The 22,509-nt window shown below is 37.8% G+C and carries 20 protein-coding genes and 1 other annotated feature; of the genes, 4 read left to right on the top strand and 16 right to left on the bottom strand.

Annotation, left to right across the window (positions count from 1 at the left end; genetic code table 11):
- Nucleotides 1-31 precede the first annotated feature (31 nt).
- The 4 genes from AC3B5D_RS08150 to AC3B5D_RS08165 form a co-directional block, all read right to left on the bottom strand.
- Nucleotides 32-1,180, bottom strand: a complete 1,149-nt coding sequence (locus AC3B5D_RS08150; RefSeq protein WP_489840519.1) for an AI-2E family transporter — start codon at nucleotides 1,178-1,180, stop codon at nucleotides 32-34.
- Between the two features lie 262 nt (nucleotides 1,181-1,442).
- Nucleotides 1,443-2,339 carry a prenyltransferase gene (locus AC3B5D_RS08155; protein WP_489840518.1) on the bottom strand — a complete coding sequence of 299 codons (897 nt, stop codon included), beginning with the start codon at nucleotides 2,337-2,339 and terminating at the stop codon, nucleotides 1,443-1,445.
- Nucleotides 2,340-2,436: 97 nt separating this feature from the next.
- The gene (locus tag AC3B5D_RS08160) at nucleotides 2,437-2,712 is read right to left on the bottom strand and encodes an acylphosphatase (protein ID WP_489840517.1); all 276 of its coding nucleotides are present in this window, start codon (nucleotides 2,710-2,712) and stop codon (nucleotides 2,437-2,439) included.
- Between the two features lie 81 nt (nucleotides 2,713-2,793).
- Nucleotides 2,794-3,606 (bottom strand): transporter substrate-binding domain-containing protein, encoded by an 813-nt coding sequence (locus tag AC3B5D_RS08165; RefSeq protein WP_489840516.1) that lies wholly within the window; start codon nucleotides 3,604-3,606, stop codon nucleotides 2,794-2,796.
- Nucleotides 3,607-4,028: 422 nt separating this feature from the next.
- On the opposite strand from AC3B5D_RS08165, the gene AC3B5D_RS08170 reads away from it, so the two are divergent.
- Together AC3B5D_RS08170 and AC3B5D_RS08175 are read left to right on the top strand one after the other, a co-directional pair.
- Nucleotides 4,029-4,730: an amino acid ABC transporter permease gene (locus AC3B5D_RS08170; protein WP_489840515.1), complete on the top strand. Its 702-nt coding sequence runs from the start codon at nucleotides 4,029-4,031 to the stop codon at nucleotides 4,728-4,730.
- A 5-nt stretch (nucleotides 4,731-4,735) separates the two neighbouring features.
- Complete coding sequence (locus tag AC3B5D_RS08175; protein WP_489840514.1) at nucleotides 4,736-5,482, top strand: amino acid ABC transporter ATP-binding protein; 747 nt, start codon at nucleotides 4,736-4,738, stop codon at nucleotides 5,480-5,482.
- Between the two features lie 450 nt (nucleotides 5,483-5,932).
- Here AC3B5D_RS08175 and AC3B5D_RS08180 read toward each other — a convergent pair whose 3' ends face one another.
- Nucleotides 5,933-6,517, bottom strand: a complete 585-nt coding sequence (locus tag AC3B5D_RS08180) for a TetR/AcrR family transcriptional regulator (RefSeq protein ID WP_489840513.1) — start codon at nucleotides 6,515-6,517, stop codon at nucleotides 5,933-5,935.
- Nucleotides 6,518-6,672: 155 nt separating this feature from the next.
- Here AC3B5D_RS08180 and AC3B5D_RS08185 point away from each other — a divergent pair, with 155 nt between their 5' ends.
- Nucleotides 6,673-7,530: an aldo/keto reductase gene (locus AC3B5D_RS08185; protein WP_489840512.1), complete on the top strand. Its 858-nt coding sequence runs from the start codon at nucleotides 6,673-6,675 to the stop codon at nucleotides 7,528-7,530.
- Nucleotides 7,531-7,628: 98 nt separating this feature from the next.
- On the opposite strand, the gene AC3B5D_RS08190 is transcribed toward AC3B5D_RS08185, so the two are convergent.
- The 9 genes from AC3B5D_RS08190 to AC3B5D_RS08230 form a co-directional block, all read right to left on the bottom strand.
- The gene (locus tag AC3B5D_RS08190; protein WP_489840511.1) at nucleotides 7,629-8,555 is read right to left on the bottom strand and encodes an L-lactate dehydrogenase; all 927 of its coding nucleotides are present in this window, start codon (nucleotides 8,553-8,555) and stop codon (nucleotides 7,629-7,631) included.
- Between the two features lie 39 nt (nucleotides 8,556-8,594).
- A complete protein-coding gene (locus tag AC3B5D_RS08195; RefSeq protein WP_489840510.1) occupies nucleotides 8,595-9,755 on the bottom strand; it encodes an aminotransferase class I/II-fold pyridoxal phosphate-dependent enzyme in 1,161 nt (386 codons plus the stop codon).
- A gap of 17 nt (nucleotides 9,756-9,772) precedes the next feature.
- Nucleotides 9,773-11,143, bottom strand: coding sequence for an FAD-binding oxidoreductase (locus AC3B5D_RS08200; protein WP_489840509.1), 1,371 nt, complete (start codon nucleotides 11,141-11,143; stop codon nucleotides 9,773-9,775).
- A 56-nt stretch (nucleotides 11,144-11,199) separates the two neighbouring features.
- Nucleotides 11,200-11,445 (bottom strand) — a binding site (T-box leader).
- A gap of 78 nt (nucleotides 11,446-11,523) precedes the next feature.
- A complete protein-coding gene (locus tag AC3B5D_RS08205; protein ID WP_489840508.1) occupies nucleotides 11,524-12,351 on the bottom strand; it encodes an energy-coupling factor transporter transmembrane component T family protein in 828 nt (275 codons plus the stop codon).
- A gap of 6 nt (nucleotides 12,352-12,357) precedes the next feature.
- The gene (locus tag AC3B5D_RS08210) at nucleotides 12,358-14,043 is read right to left on the bottom strand and encodes an ABC transporter ATP-binding protein (protein WP_489840507.1); all 1,686 of its coding nucleotides are present in this window, start codon (nucleotides 14,041-14,043) and stop codon (nucleotides 12,358-12,360) included.
- A 58-nt stretch (nucleotides 14,044-14,101) separates the two neighbouring features.
- A complete protein-coding gene (locus AC3B5D_RS08215) occupies nucleotides 14,102-14,662 on the bottom strand; it encodes an ECF-type riboflavin transporter substrate-binding protein (RefSeq protein ID WP_489840506.1) in 561 nt (186 codons plus the stop codon).
- Nucleotides 14,663-14,818: 156 nt separating this feature from the next.
- Nucleotides 14,819-16,270, bottom strand: a complete 1,452-nt coding sequence (gene rlmD, locus AC3B5D_RS08220) for a 23S rRNA (uracil(1939)-C(5))-methyltransferase RlmD (RefSeq protein ID WP_489840505.1) — start codon at nucleotides 16,268-16,270, stop codon at nucleotides 14,819-14,821.
- 33 nt (nucleotides 16,271-16,303) lie between these two features.
- Complete coding sequence (locus AC3B5D_RS08225; RefSeq protein ID WP_489877260.1) at nucleotides 16,304-16,957, bottom strand: GTP pyrophosphokinase; 654 nt, start codon at nucleotides 16,955-16,957, stop codon at nucleotides 16,304-16,306.
- 239 nt (nucleotides 16,958-17,196) lie between these two features.
- Nucleotides 17,197-18,276 (bottom strand): BMP family lipoprotein, encoded by a 1,080-nt coding sequence (locus tag AC3B5D_RS08230; RefSeq protein WP_489840503.1) that lies wholly within the window; start codon nucleotides 18,274-18,276, stop codon nucleotides 17,197-17,199.
- Between the two features lie 298 nt (nucleotides 18,277-18,574).
- Here AC3B5D_RS08230 and guaA point away from each other — a divergent pair, with 298 nt between their 5' ends.
- A complete protein-coding gene (gene guaA / locus AC3B5D_RS08235; RefSeq protein WP_489840502.1) occupies nucleotides 18,575-20,128 on the top strand; it encodes a glutamine-hydrolyzing GMP synthase in 1,554 nt (517 codons plus the stop codon).
- Nucleotides 20,129-20,303: 175 nt separating this feature from the next.
- Here guaA and AC3B5D_RS08240 read toward each other — a convergent pair whose 3' ends face one another.
- Both AC3B5D_RS08240 and proB read right to left on the bottom strand, forming a co-directional pair.
- Nucleotides 20,304-21,551 (bottom strand): glutamate-5-semialdehyde dehydrogenase, encoded by a 1,248-nt coding sequence (locus AC3B5D_RS08240; RefSeq protein ID WP_489840501.1) that lies wholly within the window; start codon nucleotides 21,549-21,551, stop codon nucleotides 20,304-20,306.
- The gene (gene proB, locus AC3B5D_RS08245; protein WP_489840500.1) at nucleotides 21,551-22,378 is read right to left on the bottom strand and encodes a glutamate 5-kinase; all 828 of its coding nucleotides are present in this window, start codon (nucleotides 22,376-22,378) and stop codon (nucleotides 21,551-21,553) included. The genes AC3B5D_RS08240 and proB overlap by 1 nt, the downstream gene beginning before the upstream one ends.
- Between the last annotated feature and the right edge of the window lie 131 nt (nucleotides 22,379-22,509).

The raw sequence follows: 22,509 nt of genomic DNA on the forward strand, positions 1-22,509 counted from the left end.
TCATCCAATCGTTTGCTAGGATTTTTGTCAATTAGACGATCGTTTCATCATCAGATGTGCTTTGTGTCTCAACATTTGTTGTTTTTTGTAACTGCCAAAGTTCCCATGTGTACACTATCACTGTTCGAATAATTGCATAGAATGGCACTGCCAAAATCATGCCAGCAATCCCAGCAATATTACCAGCTGCCAACAGTAACACAATAATCGTTAATGGATGAATATGCAACGAAGCACCCATAACACGTGGATAAATCAAATTACTATCGATTTGTTGCACGATCAATACAACAACAATAACCCAAAGAGCTTGTAATGGCGAGTCTGTAATAGCCACAAACAATGCTGGCACTAACCCGATATAAGGCCCCACATATGGAATCATATTGGTTAATCCAGCAAACACGCCTAACAGCAACGCATAATTTTGACCAATTATAAAATAGCCAATTGTTGTAAAAACACCAACAAAAATCATTTCCAATGCTTGCCCACTAATATACTGGGCAATTGTATGATTCAAACGCGCTAACACATCTGAAATACGTGATTGTTGCCGTTCCGGAAATAATTTTTGGATAAATGGTGAAAGTTTATGACCATCATTTAACATGTAAATTGTCATAACTGGCACTGTAATTGCCGTAATTGTAAAATTAGTTAATTTTGCTACCACAACACTCAAACTGGTTGCCACACCAGTAACCACTGTTTGACCGAATTTTTGAACTTGCTGTTGAATTTTATCAAGATCAATTTTGATTCCATATTCTTTGGCCATATCAACATGACTCAATTGATTAACCCAATGTTGCATAGTTTCAACCAATCCTGGAATATTTTTGATCAACCCCGCAATTTGTTCTACTAAAGCTGGTAGTAACGTTAAAATCAATGCAATTAAAATCCCTAATAATAGCAACATGACAATGGTAATCGACCATCCTCGACTAACATGCTTTACTTTCCCTAATGGTATTTTTTGTAAAACATTGACCACTGGATTTAATAAATAATATAGAAACCCTGAGATGATCAAAGGGACAAAAACAGCCCCGATAAATTGACCAATTGGTTCAAGAATAAAGCGTAGTTGTGTCACAATTAACACCAATAATGCAATTGCTAATAGTTCAAGCGTCCAAAACAGTGTCTTTGACTGCTTTAAATGTTCTAACACTTCACGACCTCACTTTCATTTTTTCTAATTATACCAGATATTCCAACAACATAAATCGACCACCAATAATTCATCAGGTCTACGTTTGTTTGTGATGTATTAAACGAACGAACTAATTTTAACCTAATAGACGTTAAAAGTTTTACACAGGTTATCCACAATTTATCCTGTTACTAAAAAATAAAAAATCGAAATAAATTCATATCACATGAATTTATTTCGACAATCACTTATTTTGTATAATTTACTTGCTTTACAGTACTTAATCAAAAAGCAATGCTAATATCAGTCCGATCGCCAACGTTAGCGAAATGACAACAGCATTCTTAATCGCATATGGAAAATTAGGCTTAATGGGATTTGCTTGAAACGCCTTTGCATTCTTCATCACAATTGGCAATGACAACAAAGCAACGAGTGATAACCAAGGTAAAATGCCAAGAACGACTGCTAAGATCAACATAATATAACCTGCAATGTAAACCCACCCAAATGCTTTGACAGCACGATCTTTACCTAAATACCAAGCTAATGTATGCCGACCTTCAGCAACATCTTCGTTGTAGTCACCAATATTATTGGCAAACATAATATCGCCAATCGCAAACCATGCAATGGCTGACGCAATAATTGCTTTAAGCACTAATTCACCGTTAAATATTGGTGCAATATTGACGTAAGTTGCACTCAAAAAAATCAAATAGCCCATCGTTAATCCTGAAGCTAATTCGCCAAAAGGAGTCCGTGATAATGGTAGTGGTGTCCCCGCATACCAATAAACAATCCAAAAACCAATCAACCCCATAATAAGCAATGGCCAACCCGTTTGCACAGCCAACCACAAGCCGCCGACAGCTGCAATCAACGCTAGTACAATCATGGTTGTCCAACCTTGGCTTTGTGAAATACCACCGTTACCAATAATATTATTGACACCATTTTTCCATTCTTCACTGGTTGCCGATTTAAAATCTTGGATATTATTCCAAACATTTGCCACCATCTGTAACGCAATGACAACAATCGCAAAGACAATTGCAAAAGTTATATGAAACTTTTGATACGTAATCGCGGCGTATAAGTTACCTAAAATAAGTGGTAAAATACTTGCTACCAATGATTGAACTTCAACGAATTTCAACCATGTTTTCATACTCATTTTCCACAACCTCCTAAAAAACTTTCAACACCTCAGCTTACACGAAAAAAATCAGTCATGCAATGTTACTCGCTGACTGATTAAATGTTGATATGCTTTAATGTGCCCGAAACTGATGCCAACCTTCACGAACTGGCATATCTTGACTTTTAACTGAATCAATACGTGCATATGGTGATGGTGCAACACTAATTTTTGAAATAAAATCCGCCATCGCTGCACTTTCACCCTGCGCTTCAATGTGTACTGAGCCATCTGATTCATTCCAAACTTGACCCTGGATATCTAACTGATCAGCAATCATTTTCGTTGTATAACGAAAACCAACACCCTGCACACGACCACGGACAATAATTTTCTTTGCAACTAACATTCACTATCCCTCCCGATCGTTTGAAATACTTTACAACAGGATACCAAAGCGTTCCGTCTGCACTTTTATTATAACGTCAGTTTATGGTTTCTTCGTCAAATCAGATCCAAAATACTTTTCTGAAAGTTTTGCAATCGTGCCATCTTTGGCTAATTGCTTCTGTACCTTCGTGATTTTCTTTGCTAAAGCTTCATTTTTCTTATTTAACATTGGTGAAGCTGACGTATCACCTAAGACATTCGTCACTTTTGCTTTTAATTTTGTTTCTGGATGCGCTTTTTTATACACACCCCATGAATCTTGCGAGTTCAATGTCACATCTGCTTTACCAGAATTGACTAAATCAATCGCCTCAGCAAAACCAGGTACGGACACAACCTTTGTACCAGCCTTTTTAGCTGCCTGACCAAAATTTGATGATGCTGATTGGGCTGACTTCTTGCCCTTTAGATCTGCGGCTGTTTTAATATCTGAATTTGCTTTGGTAATCATAACCGTTTTGGTATACAAATAAGGCGCCGCAAATGCAAATTTCTTTGCACGTTCTTTTGTATTGCCCATGTTGTTATAAACGACATCATATTTATTCGATTCCAATCCTGCCACTAAAGAATCAAATTTTGTTTGCGAATAAGCAACTTTTAAATGCATTTTTTTAGCAACTGCTTTTGATAAATCAACTTCAAAACCAGTCAGTTTACCTGACTTATCCCGATAAGAATATGGTGAGTACGTCCCTTCAAGACCGACTGTCAACGTGCCTTTTTTATGTAAATTTTTTTCATAAGTTGGTACAGTCTTAGCAGCAATACTTGGTGTCACCGCACTCACACTACCACCAGCCACAAGCAATGTTATCGCAGTTGCTGTAACAATTTTTGTATATTTATTCATTTTACCCATTCCTTTGTTAAAGCAGAATTTAAATATTAATCAATATATTATGTCATATTTTTAATTAGTGCTCGCTAAATTAACATCGCATCCCCAAATACCTCACTTCTTTTCTGTCGCAAATCATACTCTGCTGACGAATCATTTGTCAACTAGTTAATCAATTCATAAATTTTACTTGCAATTAATTAGTAAGACACCTAAAATAAAGGCAGATAATTATTTAGGACTCAAAATTTTAGGAGTATGCTGATGTTTCACAATTCGTTAAATAATAATATAACTTGTGAAAGCCTAACGCGTTTTTTGCGGTAGGTTATCTTGGTGTACGCCAATCTAATAATCGCCAAAAACGTGTTAGGCATCTTACTCACTAAGATGGTTTAACACTTTTTTTATGTTCATTTTTGAAAGGATGACTCATGTTTCAATTTATTGCAACTTATGCACCACAATTGATCATTGCAGGTATTAAATACACAATACCTTTAGCATTAATTTCATTTGTGATTGCTGTTGTCATTGCTGCTTTAGTAGCAGTTTTGCGATCGTATGTACCTCATGCAACTGGCTTGGGTGATCTTGGCTGGCGTCTACTCAAATTTATTTTATGGTTTTATGTTTGGATTTTCCGTTCAACACCAATGCTAGTGCAATTATTTGTTGTTTTTTATGGTCTACCAAAACTAGGTATCAGTTGGTTGTCACCATCTGGTTGGACTGCTGCTGTCTGGGTATTGTCACTAAATACCGGCGCTTATGCTTCTGAAGCGATCCGCGCGGCTATTTCATCAATTCCTGATACACAACGTGAAGCAGCAGCAGCATTGGGCATGACTGATCGCCAAATTTTTATGCGTATTATTTTGCCACAAGCTACGCGTATCTCAATTCCCACATTGGCTAATTCATTCATTTCGCTAGTCAAAGACACTTCGTTAGCATCAGTTGTCACCATTGTCGAGATGTTTTACCTGTCCCAACAACTAGCAGCTGTCAATTTCGAACCATTACAAATGTATCTATTAGTTGCTGTGATATACGCTTTATTTGTTACTATCTTGTCAATTCCCCAACGCTATATTCAACGTTGGGCTGACCGTTTCGTCAAGGATCAGAGGTAAACCACATGCTAAAATTAGAACATATTGACAAAAAATATACTGAACATCATGCCTTAAAGGACATCAACGTAACCTTTAATCCACATGAAACAACCGTGATTGTTGGCCCATCTGGATCAGGAAAATCAACTTTACTTCGTTCATTAAATTTATTGGAACGACCAGATACTGGTAAATACACGCTTGATGAACGAACCATCGACTTAAGTTTACCGATAACGACTGAAACGCTACTTTGGGTGCGACGAAAAACTGGCATGGTTTTTCAACAACCACGGATGTTTGATCATTTAACGATCATGGGTAATATGATTGAGGCACCAGTACATGTGCTAAAACAATCAAAATCTGAAGCAACCAAACACGCTCACGAATTATTGACTGCTGTCAATTTGGACGAAACGGCTAATCGTTATCCCTATCAATTATCAGGTGGTCAAACGCAACGTGTTGCGATTGCGCGTGCAATGGCCATGGCACCAGATTATTTGTTACTAGATGAACCAACTTCAGCCTTAGATCCTGAACTTGAAGCGCAGGTATTACGTGTACTAAATGATTTAGCACATGAAAATCAATCCATGATCATCGTTACACACAATATGGATTTTGCACGTCATGCAGCAGATCGCATGCTATTTTTGGAAGATGGTGAAATTAACTTTGATGGCACACCAGATGACTTCTTTAATAAGCCCACTGAACGTATTAACCACTTCTTAAATGCTTTTAAATTTGATCAAGATGCTTAAACTATCCTAACAAGATGTTGGTAGTAAATAGTACTTATCAAAAGCATTTCTACAGTAAAAGGGTACTGATAACTAATTTTTGAAAAATCAGTTATCAGTACCCTTTTTTATTGTGGCAACTTGCAACTTGAAGTGCACACTAAAGAAAAAAATAATTTATTGCGAATCAACGGCGCATGTTGTTTGTCTAGAATATGCAAATAGGTGTCTTCAAAAAAATGAATAAAAGTTTTCATTTTGTTCACTGTCATTACCCATCTTTAAAAATTATCAATTTACTAAATATATAATTAATAATAATTACAAATATATTATCGATTATTTTCCAAACTATTGAACTTTGATGCATATATTGTATACCATACCAAATAATCACCATTTCCGTTTTTACTTCTAATATTAATATGTTCGACGAATCGCTTTAAAGGCAAAGTTATTGCCTGTCTTTTGTTATTTTTCTTCGTGAGTTTCAATTAATCCTTGTTGAATCACTGGTAATAATTCTTGCCACGTCGTTTCGAAAATCGTTTTAAATAAATTATCATCCCAACGACCTGCAAAAAATGGATGATAGAAGTACGTGAACGTTTGCATCACGGTTTGACCACGTTGTTGTCGGAATGTATGCCACGCCATAATACGTTCAACAGCGCTTGCAAACTCCTTGAGACGTGGTTCAATCAAACTATTGTGTTTTCCCAATTCAAACTTATAAAAAGCCAACATTTCTGGTGCCGCTGCAAAACTTGCTTGACGACGTGTTGAGAGTAACCATAGCCAATCATGTAAGGCTTGCACACGATCTTCAGCGGGCACACGCTCACTGGCTGCAATGATTGGCTCGTCAACGTGCTTTAACCAGTCTTCATCCATTTCTTGGAATAATGCATCACGATTGGCAAAATGCTTGTATAAAGCAGCGGGTGTGATGGCTAATTTACGAGCTACGTCGGCAAGGCGTGCCTTTTCATAACCTTTTTCCATTAAAACGGCTTGGGTCGCCTCAAAAATGGCTGTTTTTGTAACTTTCGACATCTTGCTTCCTTTCTCAAATGATTGTCTTTATTATTATACCCAACTATTAATAGTATACAAACTATCTAATTTTGTTTATTAAAATTCTCTGCTATACTGGACGGTAGATAGTCAACAAATTTTGACTAAAATTATTAAATACGGAGTGTACATATATGACTATTTCATCATTAACAGATACATTTACCTTGGCTAATGGCGTTAAAATTCCAGTCATTGGCTTTGGTACTTGGCAAACGCCTGATGGCGATGTTGCTTATCAAAGTGTTTTAGATGCCTTGAAAGCTGGCTATCGTCACATCGACACAGCTGCTGCCTATGGTAACGAAGCTTCAGTTGGTCGCGCCATTAAGGATTCTGGTATCCCACGCGAAGAACTTTTTGTGACTTCGAAATTATGGAATGATAGCCATAGTTATGAAGCCGCTAAAATCGCATTAGATAAGTCATTAAAACTTTTAGGACTGGATTATCTTGATTTATACTTGATTCATTGGCCAAATCCACTAATTAATCGTCGTAACTGGGATAAAGCAAATGCTGAAGCTTGGCGTTTTATGGAAAATGCCTATGCAGATGGTAAGATTCGCGCCATTGGTATTTCAAATTTCCAAATCAAACACGTTGAAGCTCTGCTAAAAACAGCAACGATTAGACCAATGGTTAATCAACTATTTATTAACCCATCTGATTTGGAGCAAGATATCGTTGCTTTCAATAAAAAGTACGATATCTTAACAGAAGCCTACTCACCATTAGGCACTGGATCGTTACTAGCTGTTCCAGCTATTCATGATATTGCTGACACACATCATAAGTCAACCGCCCAAGTTCTTATTCGTTGGTCATTGCAACATGGTTTCTTGCCATTACCTAAATCAACACACACTGAACGCATTGCACAAAATGCTGATGTATTTGATTTTGAACTAACAGACGCAGAAATGGCTGCTTTAGATCAATTAGAAGGTGTTGCCGGTACCCACCAAGATGCATCGCAAACTGAGTTTTAACTATTAAATAAGTATGAAAAGGCTGAGACAAAAATTATTGTCTCAGCCTTTTTAAGTAATTAAACAAAATAAATACTATTTCAACTATTATTGTGTGCTTATTCACCCAGTTCAGCAATTACTTTATCATACTGTTCCTTAATAAAGTGTGCTGAAGCAGTCAACTTCTCTTGTTCATCAGCTGGTAAGTGCAAAGCGACCTGATCCACGACGCCTTCACGACCAACAATGACTGGATATGACACATAAACATCGTATTCAGAACGATAATTTGAAACTGGTAGTTCTTCATGACTATCTGTTAAAACAGCTTTGGTTAAGCGACTAGCAGCACTTGCAATGCCATAACTGGTAAACTTCTTACCGTTATAAACGGTATAACCCCCATCACGTACTTCATCATTTAACTTTGATAATGGCAAGTCATAATCTGTGATTGGTTGATCCTTAACAGTAACTGTTGACCATGCTGTAAACTGTGAATTACCATGTTCACCAATGTTGTAGCCACTAACTGACTTTGGATGAACCTGTAAGGCTGCCCCAACAGCACGATGCATACGTGCGGTGTCTAGCAATGTCCCCGTACCAATAACACGTTCTGCTGGGAAACCAGTATAGTGTTGATACATCGTTGTAATAACATCTACTGGATTTGTAATGACCACCAAAATACCTTTAAAGCCAGATGCAACTAATTGTTTAGACACACCTGCAATTTGTTGCTTGGTAAATTTCAGTTCAACAAAACGATCATTCGTTGTTGTCGTTTCTTGCAATGAAATCTTTCCAACTGAAGAAACAACAACGTCAGCATCAGCTAATGCTGACCAATCATTCACGACATAATTCGCATGAAACTCCAGATTAGCCATGGCATCTTCAAAATCTAATGCCTCAGCGGTCGCTTTTGCTTCATTCGTATCAATGAAAACAAAATCATCAACTGCTCCTTGTGCTGTTAAACTATGGGCAACTGCTGCCCCAACGTGTCCCATACCAATAATACCAACTTTACGTGTCATAATATTCTCCCCTCTAAATTATCATTGTTCTTACTTCAATCAATAGTTGGCCAAAAAGTCACCAATGCGCTTCACAGCTTCATGTAATGTTGCCATTGATGCTGCGTAACTAATACGGATATGCGCCTCTCCGCCAACATTAAAAGCTGATCCTGGAATAACGGCTACCTTACCACGTTTTGCTAAATCAACACTAAATGCATAATCATCCTGATCAACATTTGCTGGTAACTTTGGAAAGACGTAGAAAGCACCCGTTGGTTCAGTAATTTCAAAGCCCAGCTTGCGTAAAGCCGGTACCAAGTAATCACGTCGCTCACGATAAGCTTCACGCATTGCCTTAGAATCTAACTTACCCTGTGCTGAACCCAAGGCCTCCGCTGCTCCTGCCATGGCAGGATTTGAAGCTGCTGTCACTGTAAATTGATGTAACAAGGCAGCTGGTCGCAATAAGTCTTTTGGCCCCACAATGAAACCAATCCGATAACCCGTCATCGCATGTGACTTTGAGACACCATTCAAAATAATGGTCTGCTCAGGTAGAAACTTTGCAATTGATGTATGTGGTGCATTATAAGTTAACTCAGAATAAATTTCATCAGCAATCACTGTAATATTAGTTCCCTGTAATACATCAGCCAAAGCTGATAGTTGTTCAGCGGTATAGGTAACGCCTGTTGGGTTAGATGGATAATTCAACATCACTGTGGTTAATTGATCACCATACTCATCAATAGCTGCTTGCAATTGTTCTGGTGTTAACAAGAAACCTGATTCTGACGTGTCAACGTAGACAACTTCACCACCAGCTAACTCAATTGTCGGATCATACATTGAGAAGTTTGGTGCAGGTAACAATACCTTATCGCCTTCATTAATAAATGCCGTAAATGTATCATAAATACCTTCAGTCGCACCCAAGGTAACAACGATTTCTGAATCAACATCATATGATAAGCCATAACGGTCTAACATAAAATGATGAATAGCTTCTCGTAAAGCAACTGTACCAGCAGCTGGTGCATAATGTGAATCATCTGCTTCAATACTTGCAATCGCTGCCTTCTTAACATGTGCCGGCACTGTAAAATCAGGCTCACCGAGTGTTAATTTCAAAATACCTTCAACACCACTTGTTTCATCGTCAAATGCTCGAATCGCATTTGGCTTAATTGCTGCAACACGCTTATTTACTCCCATGTTCATTCCCTCATTTTTTAAATTTTCCGACCTGGATTTAAAATTCCCAGTGGATCAAATACTTGTTTCACTTGCTTTTGTAATACACGAACATTTGCATCTAATTGTTTTGGTACCCAGGCATTTTTTAAACTGCCAATGCCATGCTCTGCACTAACTGTTCCATTTGATTTTATAACAAAATCTAATAATTCATTAATAAATTTTTGTGTATCTGCTGGTAAGGTGCCATCTTTATCCTGCAAAATAATATCCGGATGCAAATTGCCATCTCCCGCATGCCCTAACAAAAGTAATCGTTGATCATATTTTGTTGCTAGTTCCTCAGCTTTATCAGCAACATCTGCTAACTTACCCAGCGGTACGGCAATATCTTCAACAATTAAGCGACCATATTGGGCACCAGCAGCAAAGATATCTTGCCTAATTTTAATAATTTCAGCTGTTCGTTCAGCATCTTCTGTCACATCAATCTTCGTTGCCCCATATTCATGTAAGAGGTTATCAATTTTATCCAACACACCAGCGACAGCAACATCAATTTGAAAAATCAATAAGGCTTGTTCACCATGGCTACCCAAATGACTATTTTCATATTCATCTAACGCTTCAATCGAAACACGATTCAAAATTTCTAACATTGATGGGTTCACACCACTAGCTTGCACTGCTTGTACAGCACGCATTAATTCATGAATCGTCGGAAAGGTTGCTAAGCCCGTAATGGCACCACCTAATGGTACTGGTAGTAAACGAACCGTGGCTTCAACAATAATACCTAATGTGCCTTCCGATCCAATCATTAAATCAGTAAAATCATATGCAACGTTATTTTTAAATGTCTTACCACCAAGTGTGATCAATTCACCATTTGCTAACACAACTTTTAATCCTAAAACGGATTGCTTGGTTGTCCCATATTTTAACGATGACATACCGCCTGCATTAGTCGCAATGTTCCCTCCAACTGAACTAATCCGTTTCGACCCAGGATCTGGTGAAAAGAAATAACCTGCTTGACGTGCCTCTGCATCCAAATCGCCATTTAATACCCCTGGTTCAACAATAGCCACTTGATTTTCTGGCTCAATGGCTAAAATGTGGTTCATCCGTGATACATTCAGTATTAGACTACCTGTTAAACCGGCTGCGCTATTAACAATTGATGTTTTAGCTCCTTGCGGTACAACCGCAATTTGATGGGCTGTTGCAAAACGTAGCGTTTCCTGAACATCAGCAATTGTTTCAGCAAATACAACGGCATCCGGTAATATTTCAGTTGTGATTTCTTGCGTATAGTAATTTGTGCCATACGTTTTTAACGTTTGCTCATCTTGTGACACTTCACCATCTGGCAACTGCAAAGATGAAAAAATTGTTGTTGTCATATTGCTCCTTTTGCTATAAAAAAATCCCGTCGCTCTATCTCTATAATAGAATAGAACGACGGGACGATAAATATCGTGTTACCACCCGTGTTTCAGTTTGTATCACTGCAAACTGCTCTTTAAGTATTGATTGCATACTTATATGCGATATCGGGCATCACCGGAAATAACTTATAGCTATCACTACTCATCATTTCAATCACTCCTAGGCCAAAATTCACCTGATTGAACCGATTGCCTCACACCATTTGCAACTCGCTTTGCGTATTCACCACAGGCTACTACCTCATCATCATGTTTACTCATATAATGGTAAGACGCCAATAATGAAAAGTCAATCATTTAATTAAAGAGTTCTCATTTTATTCACATTTTAAAAATCATGCTGCAAATGGGTACCAAAAACGACTACCCGTTACCTTAATCAATATCACTTCAAAGATAATTAAAATAATAACGCCAATTAAAAATAACCAATCGTGATACTTAAACGTTTGTGCATAATACCAGGTTCGTTTCTTTTCTTTACCAAAACGACGTAAATCCATTGCCCTACTAATCTCATCAATCTTTGACAATGATGAAAATACCAAGGGCATCATAATACCAACAGCACCTTTAATCCGTTGCGTCATTGGTGCATGTTTTGACATATCAAAACCACGTGCTTGTTGGGCATGACTGATTGTTATAAATTCTTGTTGAATACTAGGAATATATCGTAACGTTAATGCTACTGCATATGAAATTCGGTATGAAATACCAATTTTATTTAACCCAGCAGCAAATTCACTTGGATTAGTTGTCAGTAAGAAGATTAAGGCTAACGGTAAGCTAAAAAAGTATTTTGCAAGCACAATAAATTCATAAAACAACTGTTCGACAGTAAGTGCATAAAAGCCTTGACCCAAAATGATTGTTTTACTATGAAATAACGTCGTGCCATATTGTGGCGCAAATAGATAAATTAATAATAGGTTCATGACTGCAAACACAGCCACAAATTTAACAATTGTGGCCACATTTTCCCAATGAATACCAGCAATTTTCAGACCAATAATTGACAAAGCCATTAACAAAATAAGATAACGAACATCGAAACTTAACATCCCACTGATGGTTAATACTAAGAAAATTAATAATTTTGTTCCACCACTTAATTGGTGAATGATGGACTGTCCTGGTTGATAACCAAATATATTATTCATCACCGTCTATCCTCTCCCAATTAAAGCTGTTAAACCAGCTGGATTTTTTAAATGATATTGTTGTGCCAACTCATGAATTGTCGTAATATGCAAATCGGCTTGATCAACCAATTCAGCATTATTTAGTAATTCTGCCGGAGTCGTATCTGCTAATAATTGACCATCTACCAAAACTAATGCCCGATCAGCAACTGCCAACATTAACGACATATCATGCGTAATCACCGCAACAGTTGTATCAAAGGTGACATTCAGTTCTTGGACAAATTGCATAATTGCTTGCGCATTCGCATAATCTTGACCAGCTGTTGGCTCATCTAAAATCAAAACTTTTGGTTCTAGTGCTAACACACTAATAATTGTTAAACGTTTTTTTTGTCCGTAACTTAACACCGTCACTGGCCATTCACGCATCCCATATAATCCTGCTAATTTTAATAAACGATAAACACGTGGCTTAATTTCTTCCTCTGTCAGCCCACGTAAGCGTAACCCGCTGGCCACTTCATCATAAATAATTGATTGCGTAATCATATCATTGGGATTTTGTGAGACATAACCAATATAGTCTGCCCGTTCTTTTATAGATAACTGTGCCAAATCTCCCACATTTTTTAAACTAATATGCCCACTCGTTGGATTAATAAACCCTGCAATCAGCTTACTTAAAGTTGATTTACCAGAACCATTCTTGCCCACTAAAGCAACCAATTCACCCTGATATAAATCCATTGAAACATCTGTAAAAAGTCGTTGCTTAGCGTATTGGAAAGCAACATGTTCAACATGCAATATCGCTTCAGATGTTGCTTTTACTTCTGAATACAAAGATTTTGGTTGCAAAGCTTGTAACTTTGCCTTCACATTTGTACCAGAGACTTTCAGCGGTTGCGTAATATCTGTTAACGAATCAAGATCAACACCTGCCAACTGTAAAATTTTCAAATAACCAGGCATTGCTAATCCATATTGATGTAATGTATTTGACCGTAAAATAGCGTCTGGCGTGCCGTCAAAAGTAATTGTTCCTTTATCCAATACAATGACCCGATCTAACCGATGTTGTAACACATCCTCAAGCCGATGCTCAATCATCACTACTGTCAAATGATATTTTTCTTGTAATTCATCTAATAAGGCGAGCATACGATGCCCACTAGCAGGATCTAAACTAGCCAGTGGTTCATCAAATAGCAAAATAGGACTATCATCAATTAAAACACCTGCCATAGCGACGCGTTGCTTTTGGCCACCCGATAATTCTTGTGGTGCCGCCTTAAGTAACTTATCCAAATGTAACGTTTCTGCCCATTGATGAACCTTATCTAATAACTCATCATGACTAACATGATCATTTTCTAAAGCAAATGCGATATCTTCTGCTACCGTTAGACCGACAAATTGCGTATCAGTATCCTGCAAAACTGTCCCAATATCAAATGAACGTTCAAAAATAGACTGCTCTTGAATATCATGCCCATTAATTTTAATATTCCCCGTTATTTCACCATTATACGCATGAGGAATTAATCCGTTTAACAGTTGCCCTAAAGTGGTTTTACCAGAGCCAGAAGGTCCTGACAATAAAACACGTTCACCTGGCGCAATTGATAAATTAATGTGATGTAACGTTGGTTCTGACTGCGAATCATATTTAAACGACACATTTTGCATTTGAATTGCTGCTGTCATACATCGCTCCTTAAATTATTTTTATATGTATGAGTAGGATAATCCCACTCAATATTGACTAATCTTTTTCCTTCAATGAACCCTGCTTAACTTGTGTCTTATTATAGGCAATTAATAACAACGTTCCTAAAATAGCAACTGATAAGAAATTAATACCCGTTGATACAAATCCTTGTAAGAATACTTTTGTTGCCGGTTCACTATAAATTAGAATATCACCCAATGGTGCAATAATGCTCCACGCACAAATATTAGCAAGTAACTGCCAAATATTAAAAGCAATCAACTTTTTAGTCGTTAAATTACCATTTGTTAGCTGTAATTTTTTGACAGCTATTCCTAAAATAACACCAAACAAAGCGTCTGAAATAACCCAGCTCCACCAAACGGAACCATATGAAATAGCATCGTTTAATGCATGCCCAATAAAGGCAACTAAGCCACCAACAATTGGTCCAAAAATAGCTGTTATTAACGATAGCCACGCTTCGGCAACGTTAATTTGGGTATTTGGAATCCCTGTTGGAATAGCAACAAACTTAAATAATATTAGAAATACAGCAGCACCAATACCCGTCGCAACAACTGACCGCGTTGACAGCCCCTTACGTTGTTTCATTCCTTAATCCTCCCAATCATTTACTCACAGAAACAAAAAAGACAACACTAATGACAGTTAGCATTGTCAGTTAATCATTATTAACTTCTCCTGCTGACAATCAACATACTAACATAATAGCATTATCGTCAACAATCACTTAAAAAATTTTAACCATTATTTCTTTGTAAACTTTACAATTCCCTCCCAACGAGCTGTCTGAGGAAACATATCAATCGATTGTATATAATCAACACGATAAACTTTTGCTAAGTCCACTAAATCACGTGCTAAAGTTGAAGCATTACATGATACATAAACAAATTTTTCTGGTTTCGTTATTAAAATTGTTTGTCGTAATGCACTATCTAGCCCCGTACGAGGTGGGTCAACAACCATCGCATCTGCAATCCATCCTTCACGAGTCCATTGTGGAATAAGTTTTTCTGCAGCTCCAACATAATAGGTCGCATTCGTAATGCCATTATCCACTGCATTTTCATTTGCATCATCAATTGATTCTGCAATCGTGTCCATACCACGAACTTCTCCTGCATTATCAGCTAGCGAAATGCCAATCGTTCCAACACCTGAGTATGCATCGATCAGTTTGTCCGCTTTCGTCAAGTTCAACGCTTTAATTGCTTCTTGATATAGTCGCTGCGTTTGCCGTGGATTCAATTGAAAAAAGGCACGCGGTGATAATTTAAATGTCTTGCCATTGATCTGTTCTGTAATATAATCTTCGCCCCAAATTTGACGGGTATCATCACCCCATATTAATGATGACTTACCACGGTTGATATTTTGGTGAATTGATACAACTTCTGGTAAGGCAACATGAATTTTATCAATTAGTTCATCCGCATTTGGTAGTGAACGTCCATTGGTCACAATCGTTAATTGAACATGCCCTGTTGATTCTGAGACACGTGCAATTAATGTTTTAATCACACCTTTATCTTTTCGTTCATTATAAATAGGTAATTGCATCTCTGCTAAAATATCACGAACCGTGCGTACAACTTTTAATGTCGCTGGATGTTGTGTTGTAACAACTGGTAAGTCCACTAATTTATGTGAATGCCGTTTATACATTCCCACTGCTAGTCGCCCGTTGACTTCACGTACCGGAAATTGAGCTTTATTACGATATCCTGTAGGGTCAGCCATACCAATCGTTGGCAATAACTTATAATGCGCATAGCCTGCTGGTCGATATTTTTCCAACGCTTGCCGAATAACATCTTGCTTAAATTGTAATTGTCCTTCATAAGCGAGATGTTCTAATTCAAAGCCACCCACTTCTTGGTTATCAATAGGTGTCACACGTTGTTTTGATGTTTGCTTGAATTTACGAATGCGTGCTTCAATAAATTTATCAGTAACATTCGTCACCTCAACTTCAACGACTTCACCTGGTAATGCGCCTGGAATAAATGTGATTTTACGCTTATAATAACCAATGCCTTCACCATTGATTCCTAATCGTTTAATTGTGATCAATAATTGATCCCCAATAGTTACACGGACTGGTGTCTTGGTTTTTACTTTTGTTCCACGTGAAACATCAACAGATTTTTTAAAATGTTGATGTTTATTGTGATTCTTTACATATTTATTTTCCATAATTCGTTCTACAATAGCTCTTTCTTTTGTTGTTTAAAGTTCGTGATGGATCTTTTGAAAATTCTGCTCAATCTCAAACAATGCCTTTGCATTATCTACTAAATTATCCGCAAATTCTTCAGCACGGTCAACATCCGTTTTATATCGTAACTCATGTTCAAGACTAGCCCACATATCCATGCCAATTGTTCGAATCTGAATTTCGACAGGCACCGCTTCAACATCATGCGCCTTAAAAACAGGAACTTTGACAACTAAGTGCAAACTACGATAACCACTTTCTTTCGGATGTTCAATATAATCTTTACGTTTAATCACTTCAACATCGTCTTGTTGTGTTAATAATTTTTCAACAGTATAGATATCATCAATGTAATTAGTAATAACACGTAAGCCAGCAATATCAAAAATATTTTTCTTGATAGTTGTGACATTAGGTTCAAGATTTTTCTTTTTTAATTTACCCATTAAACTTTCTGGATCCTTCATTCGTCCATCAATGTGATGAATCGGATTATGATTATAGTTCACTTCAAATTCAGCATCCAAATTTTCCAACTTTGTTGATATTTCATGTTGTGCAGATTCATATAATTGGTACATTTGTGATAATTGCGTCATCTGTTCTGCAACCCACTCAAAACCATCTCTGCCACCAATCATTTGGCGAATTTTTTTAACGCTCATAGTATTTCTTTTCGTATTCATCGTTATTTATTCCCTTTTTATCTGATTTATTCACAACGCACAAGACATATCATTTTTATTATACTCAATCATACGATACTTTTCGTTAATCATTGCTTAAAAAGGCAATTTTTGACTAGCGATATTAAAAAAGCTGAGATTATGCCTGACTAAAAAATCAGATAATCTCAGCTTTTCACGTCATATGTCTCAAAAATATATTGTGACGCCTATTTTATTTATTTTTCTGGTATAGCTGACACCTTGATATCACCAGCAATAATCTTATCTTTTGCTGTTTCAACAGCCTTCTTTTCATCAGCATTCAAATGTTTAGTCACCACACCAACGCCGCCTTCTTTTAGGCCATAATAAACCGTCTTACCACCAGGGAATTTACCATTTTGAGCAGCTTTTGTAATTAATTGCACACCACGTCCGATTCCTGTTAGTGATGATGTTAATGTCAGATTATCCCGCTTACCATCTTTCGTTTTGTAGTTACCCATATTCGTTTGGTCAAGGTCAACACCAATTACCCAAACTTTATCCTTTGAACCAGATGGTAAGGTTGCGCTTTGATCTTTGGCAGCTTGGAAAACACCGTTTCCAACACCACCGGCGGCTTGGAAGATAACATGTTCTCCTTGAGCAATTTTAGCTTTTGCAATCGTTTGTCCTTTGGCTGGGTCAGAAAATGTCCCTGCAAAAGTGGCATCTACTTTGATACTTGGATCAACTGATTTCACACCGGCTTGATAACCTGCTAAGAATGACTCAATAACTGAATTTCGCATACCACCAATAAAGCCAACCGTTTTATCGCCTAATTCTTGTGCTTTTTTAGCAGCCGCAACCCCTACTAGATATGAAGATTGTTCCGAATGAAATTTAACAGAAGCGACATTTTTATATTTCTTATCTGCTTGTTCGTCAACCAAAACAAATTTTGTTTTTGGTTGCTTACTTGCAACCGTTTCAACAGAATCTTTAAAAGTATTCCCAATAGCAGCGACTAAATTATAGTTTGCTGTTGCCGCTTGCGTTAATTGGGTATCATAATCAGCGACTGTTTTGGGTTGAAAGTAATTATAACCGTCTTTCCCTTTTGTTAAATGGTTTTGCTTGCCCCATTTTTGCAGTCCATCCCAAGCGCTTTGGTTAAATCCTTTATCATTCACACCATTCGTATCTGATACCATTGCTGCAGTGAACTGATCATTTTTGTTTGATTGGCTACCATTCATTGATGCAACACCAATCCCCACAACTGCGACGACCACAACACCACCAACAATCATCATCCGACGTGAAACCATTTTATTAATACCTCCAAGTATTAGTCCCTCAACCCAACCACTCATTTAAGAGTTCTTTATGAATATATAATTTTATTTACTATAGCGGTCTCACAACTAGAATGCAAGCTAATTTTTATATAATGATAAAATATGTCAAAACGTTTTACTTAATGTCAAAATCATTAATTTAAATGAGTTTTAGATGTGTAAATGATGTTAATTTTTATTTGTTTTAATAACGAACATTATTTTAAAAGTACATTGAAAAATATCATAAAGTACGTATAATAGAATTATCAATTAAATGGGGGATATCATGGCCAATACAGATATACACGATAGTATTCTTGTTTTGGACTTTGGTTCTCAATATAACCAACTCATTTCACGTCGTATTCGTGAACTGGGTGTATATTCTGAATTAAAGCCACACACTATTACCGCAGCTGAAATTAAAGAACTCCAACCCAAAGGCCTAATTTTCTCGGGTGGACCTAACTCAGTTTATGATGATGGTGCATTTTCTGTCGATCCAGAAATTTTCAATCTTAACATTCCAATTCTTGGTGTTTGTTATGGTATGCAACTAATGGCACATATGTTACCAGGTGGTAAGGTACTACCCGCTAACAATACATCTGAATACGGTGAGACAGTTCTAAAGGTAACCGATGATCAATCAGCATTATTTGCTGATACACCTGAAACGCAAACTGTTTTGATGTCCCACGGTGATTATGTTGGCACTGTTCCTGATGGTTTCACAGCTGTTGCTACATCAGATAGCACCCCAATTGCCGCTATGGAAAATCCTGAGCGCCAATTATATGGTGTGCAGTTCCACGCTGAAGTGCGCCACACAGTTTACGGTATGAAAATTCTTGAGAATTTTATCGACAACGCTGTGCATGCCTCACGTGATTGGTCAATGGATGACTTTATTGAAGAACAAATTACTAAAATTCGTGAAACAGTTGGTGACAAGCGCGTCTTGCTTGGCCTTTCTGGTGGTGTTGATTCATCAGTTGTCGGCGTGTTACTACACAAAGCAATTGGTAATCAACTAACCTCAATTTTCGTAGATCATGGTCTACTTCGTAAGAACGAAGCTGATGAGGTTATGGCAGCGCTTGGTGGTAAATTTGGTCTAAACATCATCAAAGTTGATGCACAAGAACGTTTCTTGACGAAACTAGCTGGTGTAACAGATCCTGAACAAAAGCGTAAAATCATTGGTAACGAATTTATTCGTGTCTTCGATGAAGAAGCCGCAAAATTGGATGGCATTGACTTCCTAGCGCAAGGAACCCTATACACTGACGTTATCGAGTCAGGTACGGATACTGCCCAAACAATCAAATCTCATCACAACGTTGGTGGCTTACCGGAAGATATTCAATTCCAATTAATCGAGCCTTTAAACAAGTTGTTTAAAGATGAAGTGCGTTCACTTGGTGAAAAGCTTGGCATGCCTCATGAACTTGTTTGGCGTCAACCATTCCCTGGACCAGGTCTTGGTATCCGTGTTCTAGGTGAAGTGACAGAAGATAAGCTAGAAATTGTTCGTGAATCTGATGCCATTTTACGTGATGAAATCGCGAAGCAAGGTTTAGATGGCGAAGTATGGCAATACTTTACTGTTTTGCCTGGTGTCCGCTCAGTTGGTGTCATGGGTGACGGTCGTACCTACGACTACACCATTGCAATCCGTGCCATTACTTCAGTTGATGGCATGACCGCTGATTTTGCAAAGTTACCTTGGGACGTGCTAGAAGAAATTTCTCGCCGCATCGTTAACGAAACTGACCACGTTAATCGCGTCGTCTATGATATTACAGCTAAGCCACCCGCAACTGTTGAGTGGGAATAAAACTGACATTTAAGCAATTGCCAACGTTCGACAATTTTTTACAATTAAAAGAGAATGTTCCAAAAGGATTCAGTCTTTTGAAACACGTTTAAAGGCGCTAATCTACCAATCAAAATTGATAGATTAGCGCCTTTTTCAACTGATCATAACGACTGATGTCTCAGTCGCTTATTTTTTATTCTCGTATCTGACCTTGACCTAAAATCACATATTTCGTTGTTGTTAATTCTTTTAAGCCCATTGGACCACGTGCATGTAACTTTTGCGTTGAAATACCAATCTCCGCACCGAACCCAAATTCAAAACCATCTGTGAAGCGGGTTGATGCATTAACATAAACACAAGCGGCATCAATTTGCTGCGTAAATCGTTGGCTATGTTCATAATTCGTTGTAATGATTGCTTCAGAATGTTTCGTATTATGTTGATTAATGTGGCTAATTGCCTCGTCCAGGGTATCAACTACTTTAATGGCAATAATGTAATCATTATACTCCGTATCCCAATCCTCAGGCTGTGCTGGTCGTGCCTGATCACCTAAAATTTCACAGGTTCGTTCATCGCCACGAATTGCCACATGATTAGCGACCAATGCTTTCGCAATTTGTGGTAAGAATTGTGGAGCAATCGCTGCATTCACAAGTAATTTTTCAGTAGCGTTGCAAACAGATGGTCGCTGTGTTTTTGCATTAATCACAATATTTTCAGCCATCTGCAAATCAGCCGTTTCATCAACATAAATATGACAATTACCAGCCCCAGTTTCAATAACAGGGACAGTTGCCTGTTGCACAACTGTTTGAATCAAACTGGCTGATCCACGTGGAATTAAAACATCAACATACTGGTTCAACCGCATAAATTGCTGTGCGACTTCATGTGAGGTCTCCGTGATGACCTGCACTGCATCCTGAGGTAATCCCTGTTCACGCAACACATCACGAATAACTGTCGCAATTTGCATATTAGTATGTATTGCTTCTTTACCACCACGTAAAATAACGGCATTCCCGGATTTAAAACACAATACCGCTGAATCAACCGTGACATTTGGGCGTGCTTCATAAATAATGCCCACAACACCCAACGGTACTCGCTTTTGACTAATTTCTAATCCTGCTTGTGTTGTCCAACCGCGTTCAATATTTCCCAACGGATCTGGCAAACTAGCAACCTGTCGAACACCTGCTGCAATCCCCGCAATTCTATCTGCATTTAACGTCAAACGATCAACAAACTTATCTGCTAGTCCTGTCGTATCTGCTAAATCAGCCTGATTAGCAATCAAAATCTTCGTCGTTTGGGTCTCCAATGCATCCGCAATTGCCAGCAAGGCTTGATTTTTAGCGGCTGTTGATAATTGTGCTAACTGTTGTGCAGCCTGCTGTGCATTTTTTCCAATTTCAATTAATAATTCTGTCATTATTGATGTACCTCATTGGTGTCATCAGGAATAAATAAGGTTCCCAACGCTTCACCATTCATAATATTAAAAATAATTGATGGATTAGCCCCATTTGCCAAAACCATCATTTGATCATGTGCCAAAATATTAGCAGCTGCTTTCAACTTTGTTGTCATACCACCTGTACCGAACACCGATCCTGCACCACCTGCTTTTTGTAGCGAATCAGCAGTCACTTGATGCAATTCCTTAATTAATTTCGCGTCTGGGTCTTTATGAGGATTACTCGTATAGAAACCATCAATATCTGATAACATAATCAACAAATCTGCGTGAGAATGAATTGCAACGATTGCAGACAGTTGATCATTATCACCAAAAGTTGTTCGATGATCCAATTCATCAACAGCAACCGTATCATTCTCATTAACAACGGGAATGACTCCCCATTCCAGCAATTGTTCCATCGTGTTATGAACATATTCACGACTTTGTGGATAATCTAACACATCATGCGTTAACAATACTTGACTAATTTTTTGACCATATGCAGCAAAACGTTGCTGATAAACCGTCATTAATTCACTTTGTCCAATGGAAGCTAAAGCTTGTTGCTTTTGAATCTGCTCTGGTCGCTTTTGCAAACCCAATTGACCCATTCCAGCACCAATCGCCCCTGAACTAACTAAAATCACCTGTTTGCCTTCGTTAACTAAGCCAGTTAGGGTATAACTCAACTGATCAATTGCCTGCAAATTTAATTTACCGTTCGCATGCATCAAAGAACTCGTACCAATCTTCACAACAATCCGCGAAACATTTGTCATCTGGCGGGCTGACTCCATATGATTCGCCTCCATTTCTCATTAAATTTTACCTTAATTCTACAATAGTCCACGAAAATAATATAGCAATAAATAAACATCGGTCATGTTACATTACTTAACACAATTGGTTTCGTGCCACTTTCTTCGCG

Source organism: Weissella sp. ESL1177 (assembly GCF_058107185.1).

Excerpts from the sequence above, each read along its gene's own strand:
- AC3B5D_RS08240 (WP_489840501.1), bottom strand. The coding sequence starts at position 21,551 with ATGACAGAATTATTAATTGAAATTGGAAAAAATGCACAGCAGGCTGCA.
- AC3B5D_RS08205 (WP_489840508.1), bottom strand. The coding sequence starts at position 12,351 with ATGAATAATATATTTGGTTATCAACCAGGACAGTCCATCATTCACCAA.
- guaA (WP_489840502.1), top strand. The coding sequence starts at position 18,575 with ATGGCCAATACAGATATACACGATAGTATTCTTGTTTTGGACTTTGGT.
- AC3B5D_RS08155 (WP_489840518.1), bottom strand. The coding sequence starts at position 2,339 with ATGAGTATGAAAACATGGTTGAAATTCGTTGAAGTTCAATCATTGGTA.
- AC3B5D_RS08210 (WP_489840507.1), bottom strand. The coding sequence starts at position 14,043 with ATGACAGCAGCAATTCAAATGCAAAATGTGTCGTTTAAATATGATTCG.
- AC3B5D_RS08165 (WP_489840516.1), bottom strand. The coding sequence starts at position 3,606 with ATGAATAAATATACAAAAATTGTTACAGCAACTGCGATAACATTGCTT.
- AC3B5D_RS08190 (WP_489840511.1), bottom strand. The coding sequence starts at position 8,555 with ATGACACGTAAAGTTGGTATTATTGGTATGGGACACGTTGGGGCAGCA.
- AC3B5D_RS08225 (WP_489877260.1), bottom strand. The coding sequence starts at position 16,957 with ATGAGCGTTAAAAAAATTCGCCAAATGATTGGTGGCAGAGATGGTTTT.
- AC3B5D_RS08230 (WP_489840503.1), bottom strand. The coding sequence starts at position 18,276 with ATGGTTTCACGTCGGATGATGATTGTTGGTGGTGTTGTGGTCGTCGCA.
- rlmD (WP_489840505.1), bottom strand. The coding sequence starts at position 16,270 with ATGGAAAATAAATATGTAAAGAATCACAATAAACATCAACATTTTAAA.
- AC3B5D_RS08215 (WP_489840506.1), bottom strand. The coding sequence starts at position 14,662 with ATGAAACAACGTAAGGGGCTGTCAACGCGGTCAGTTGTTGCGACGGGT.
- AC3B5D_RS08195 (WP_489840510.1), bottom strand. The coding sequence starts at position 9,755 with ATGGGAGTAAATAAGCGTGTTGCAGCAATTAAGCCAAATGCGATTCGA.
- proB (WP_489840500.1), bottom strand. The coding sequence starts at position 22,378 with ATGGAGTCAGCCCGCCAGATGACAAATGTTTCGCGGATTGTTGTGAAG.
- AC3B5D_RS08185 (WP_489840512.1), top strand. The coding sequence starts at position 6,673 with ATGACTATTTCATCATTAACAGATACATTTACCTTGGCTAATGGCGTT.
- AC3B5D_RS08170 (WP_489840515.1), top strand. The coding sequence starts at position 4,029 with ATGTTTCAATTTATTGCAACTTATGCACCACAATTGATCATTGCAGGT.
- AC3B5D_RS08175 (WP_489840514.1), top strand. The coding sequence starts at position 4,736 with ATGCTAAAATTAGAACATATTGACAAAAAATATACTGAACATCATGCC.
- AC3B5D_RS08200 (WP_489840509.1), bottom strand. The coding sequence starts at position 11,143 with ATGACAACAACAATTTTTTCATCTTTGCAGTTGCCAGATGGTGAAGTG.
- AC3B5D_RS08180 (WP_489840513.1), bottom strand. The coding sequence starts at position 6,517 with ATGTCGAAAGTTACAAAAACAGCCATTTTTGAGGCGACCCAAGCCGTT.
- AC3B5D_RS08160 (WP_489840517.1), bottom strand. The coding sequence starts at position 2,712 with ATGTTAGTTGCAAAGAAAATTATTGTCCGTGGTCGTGTGCAGGGTGTT.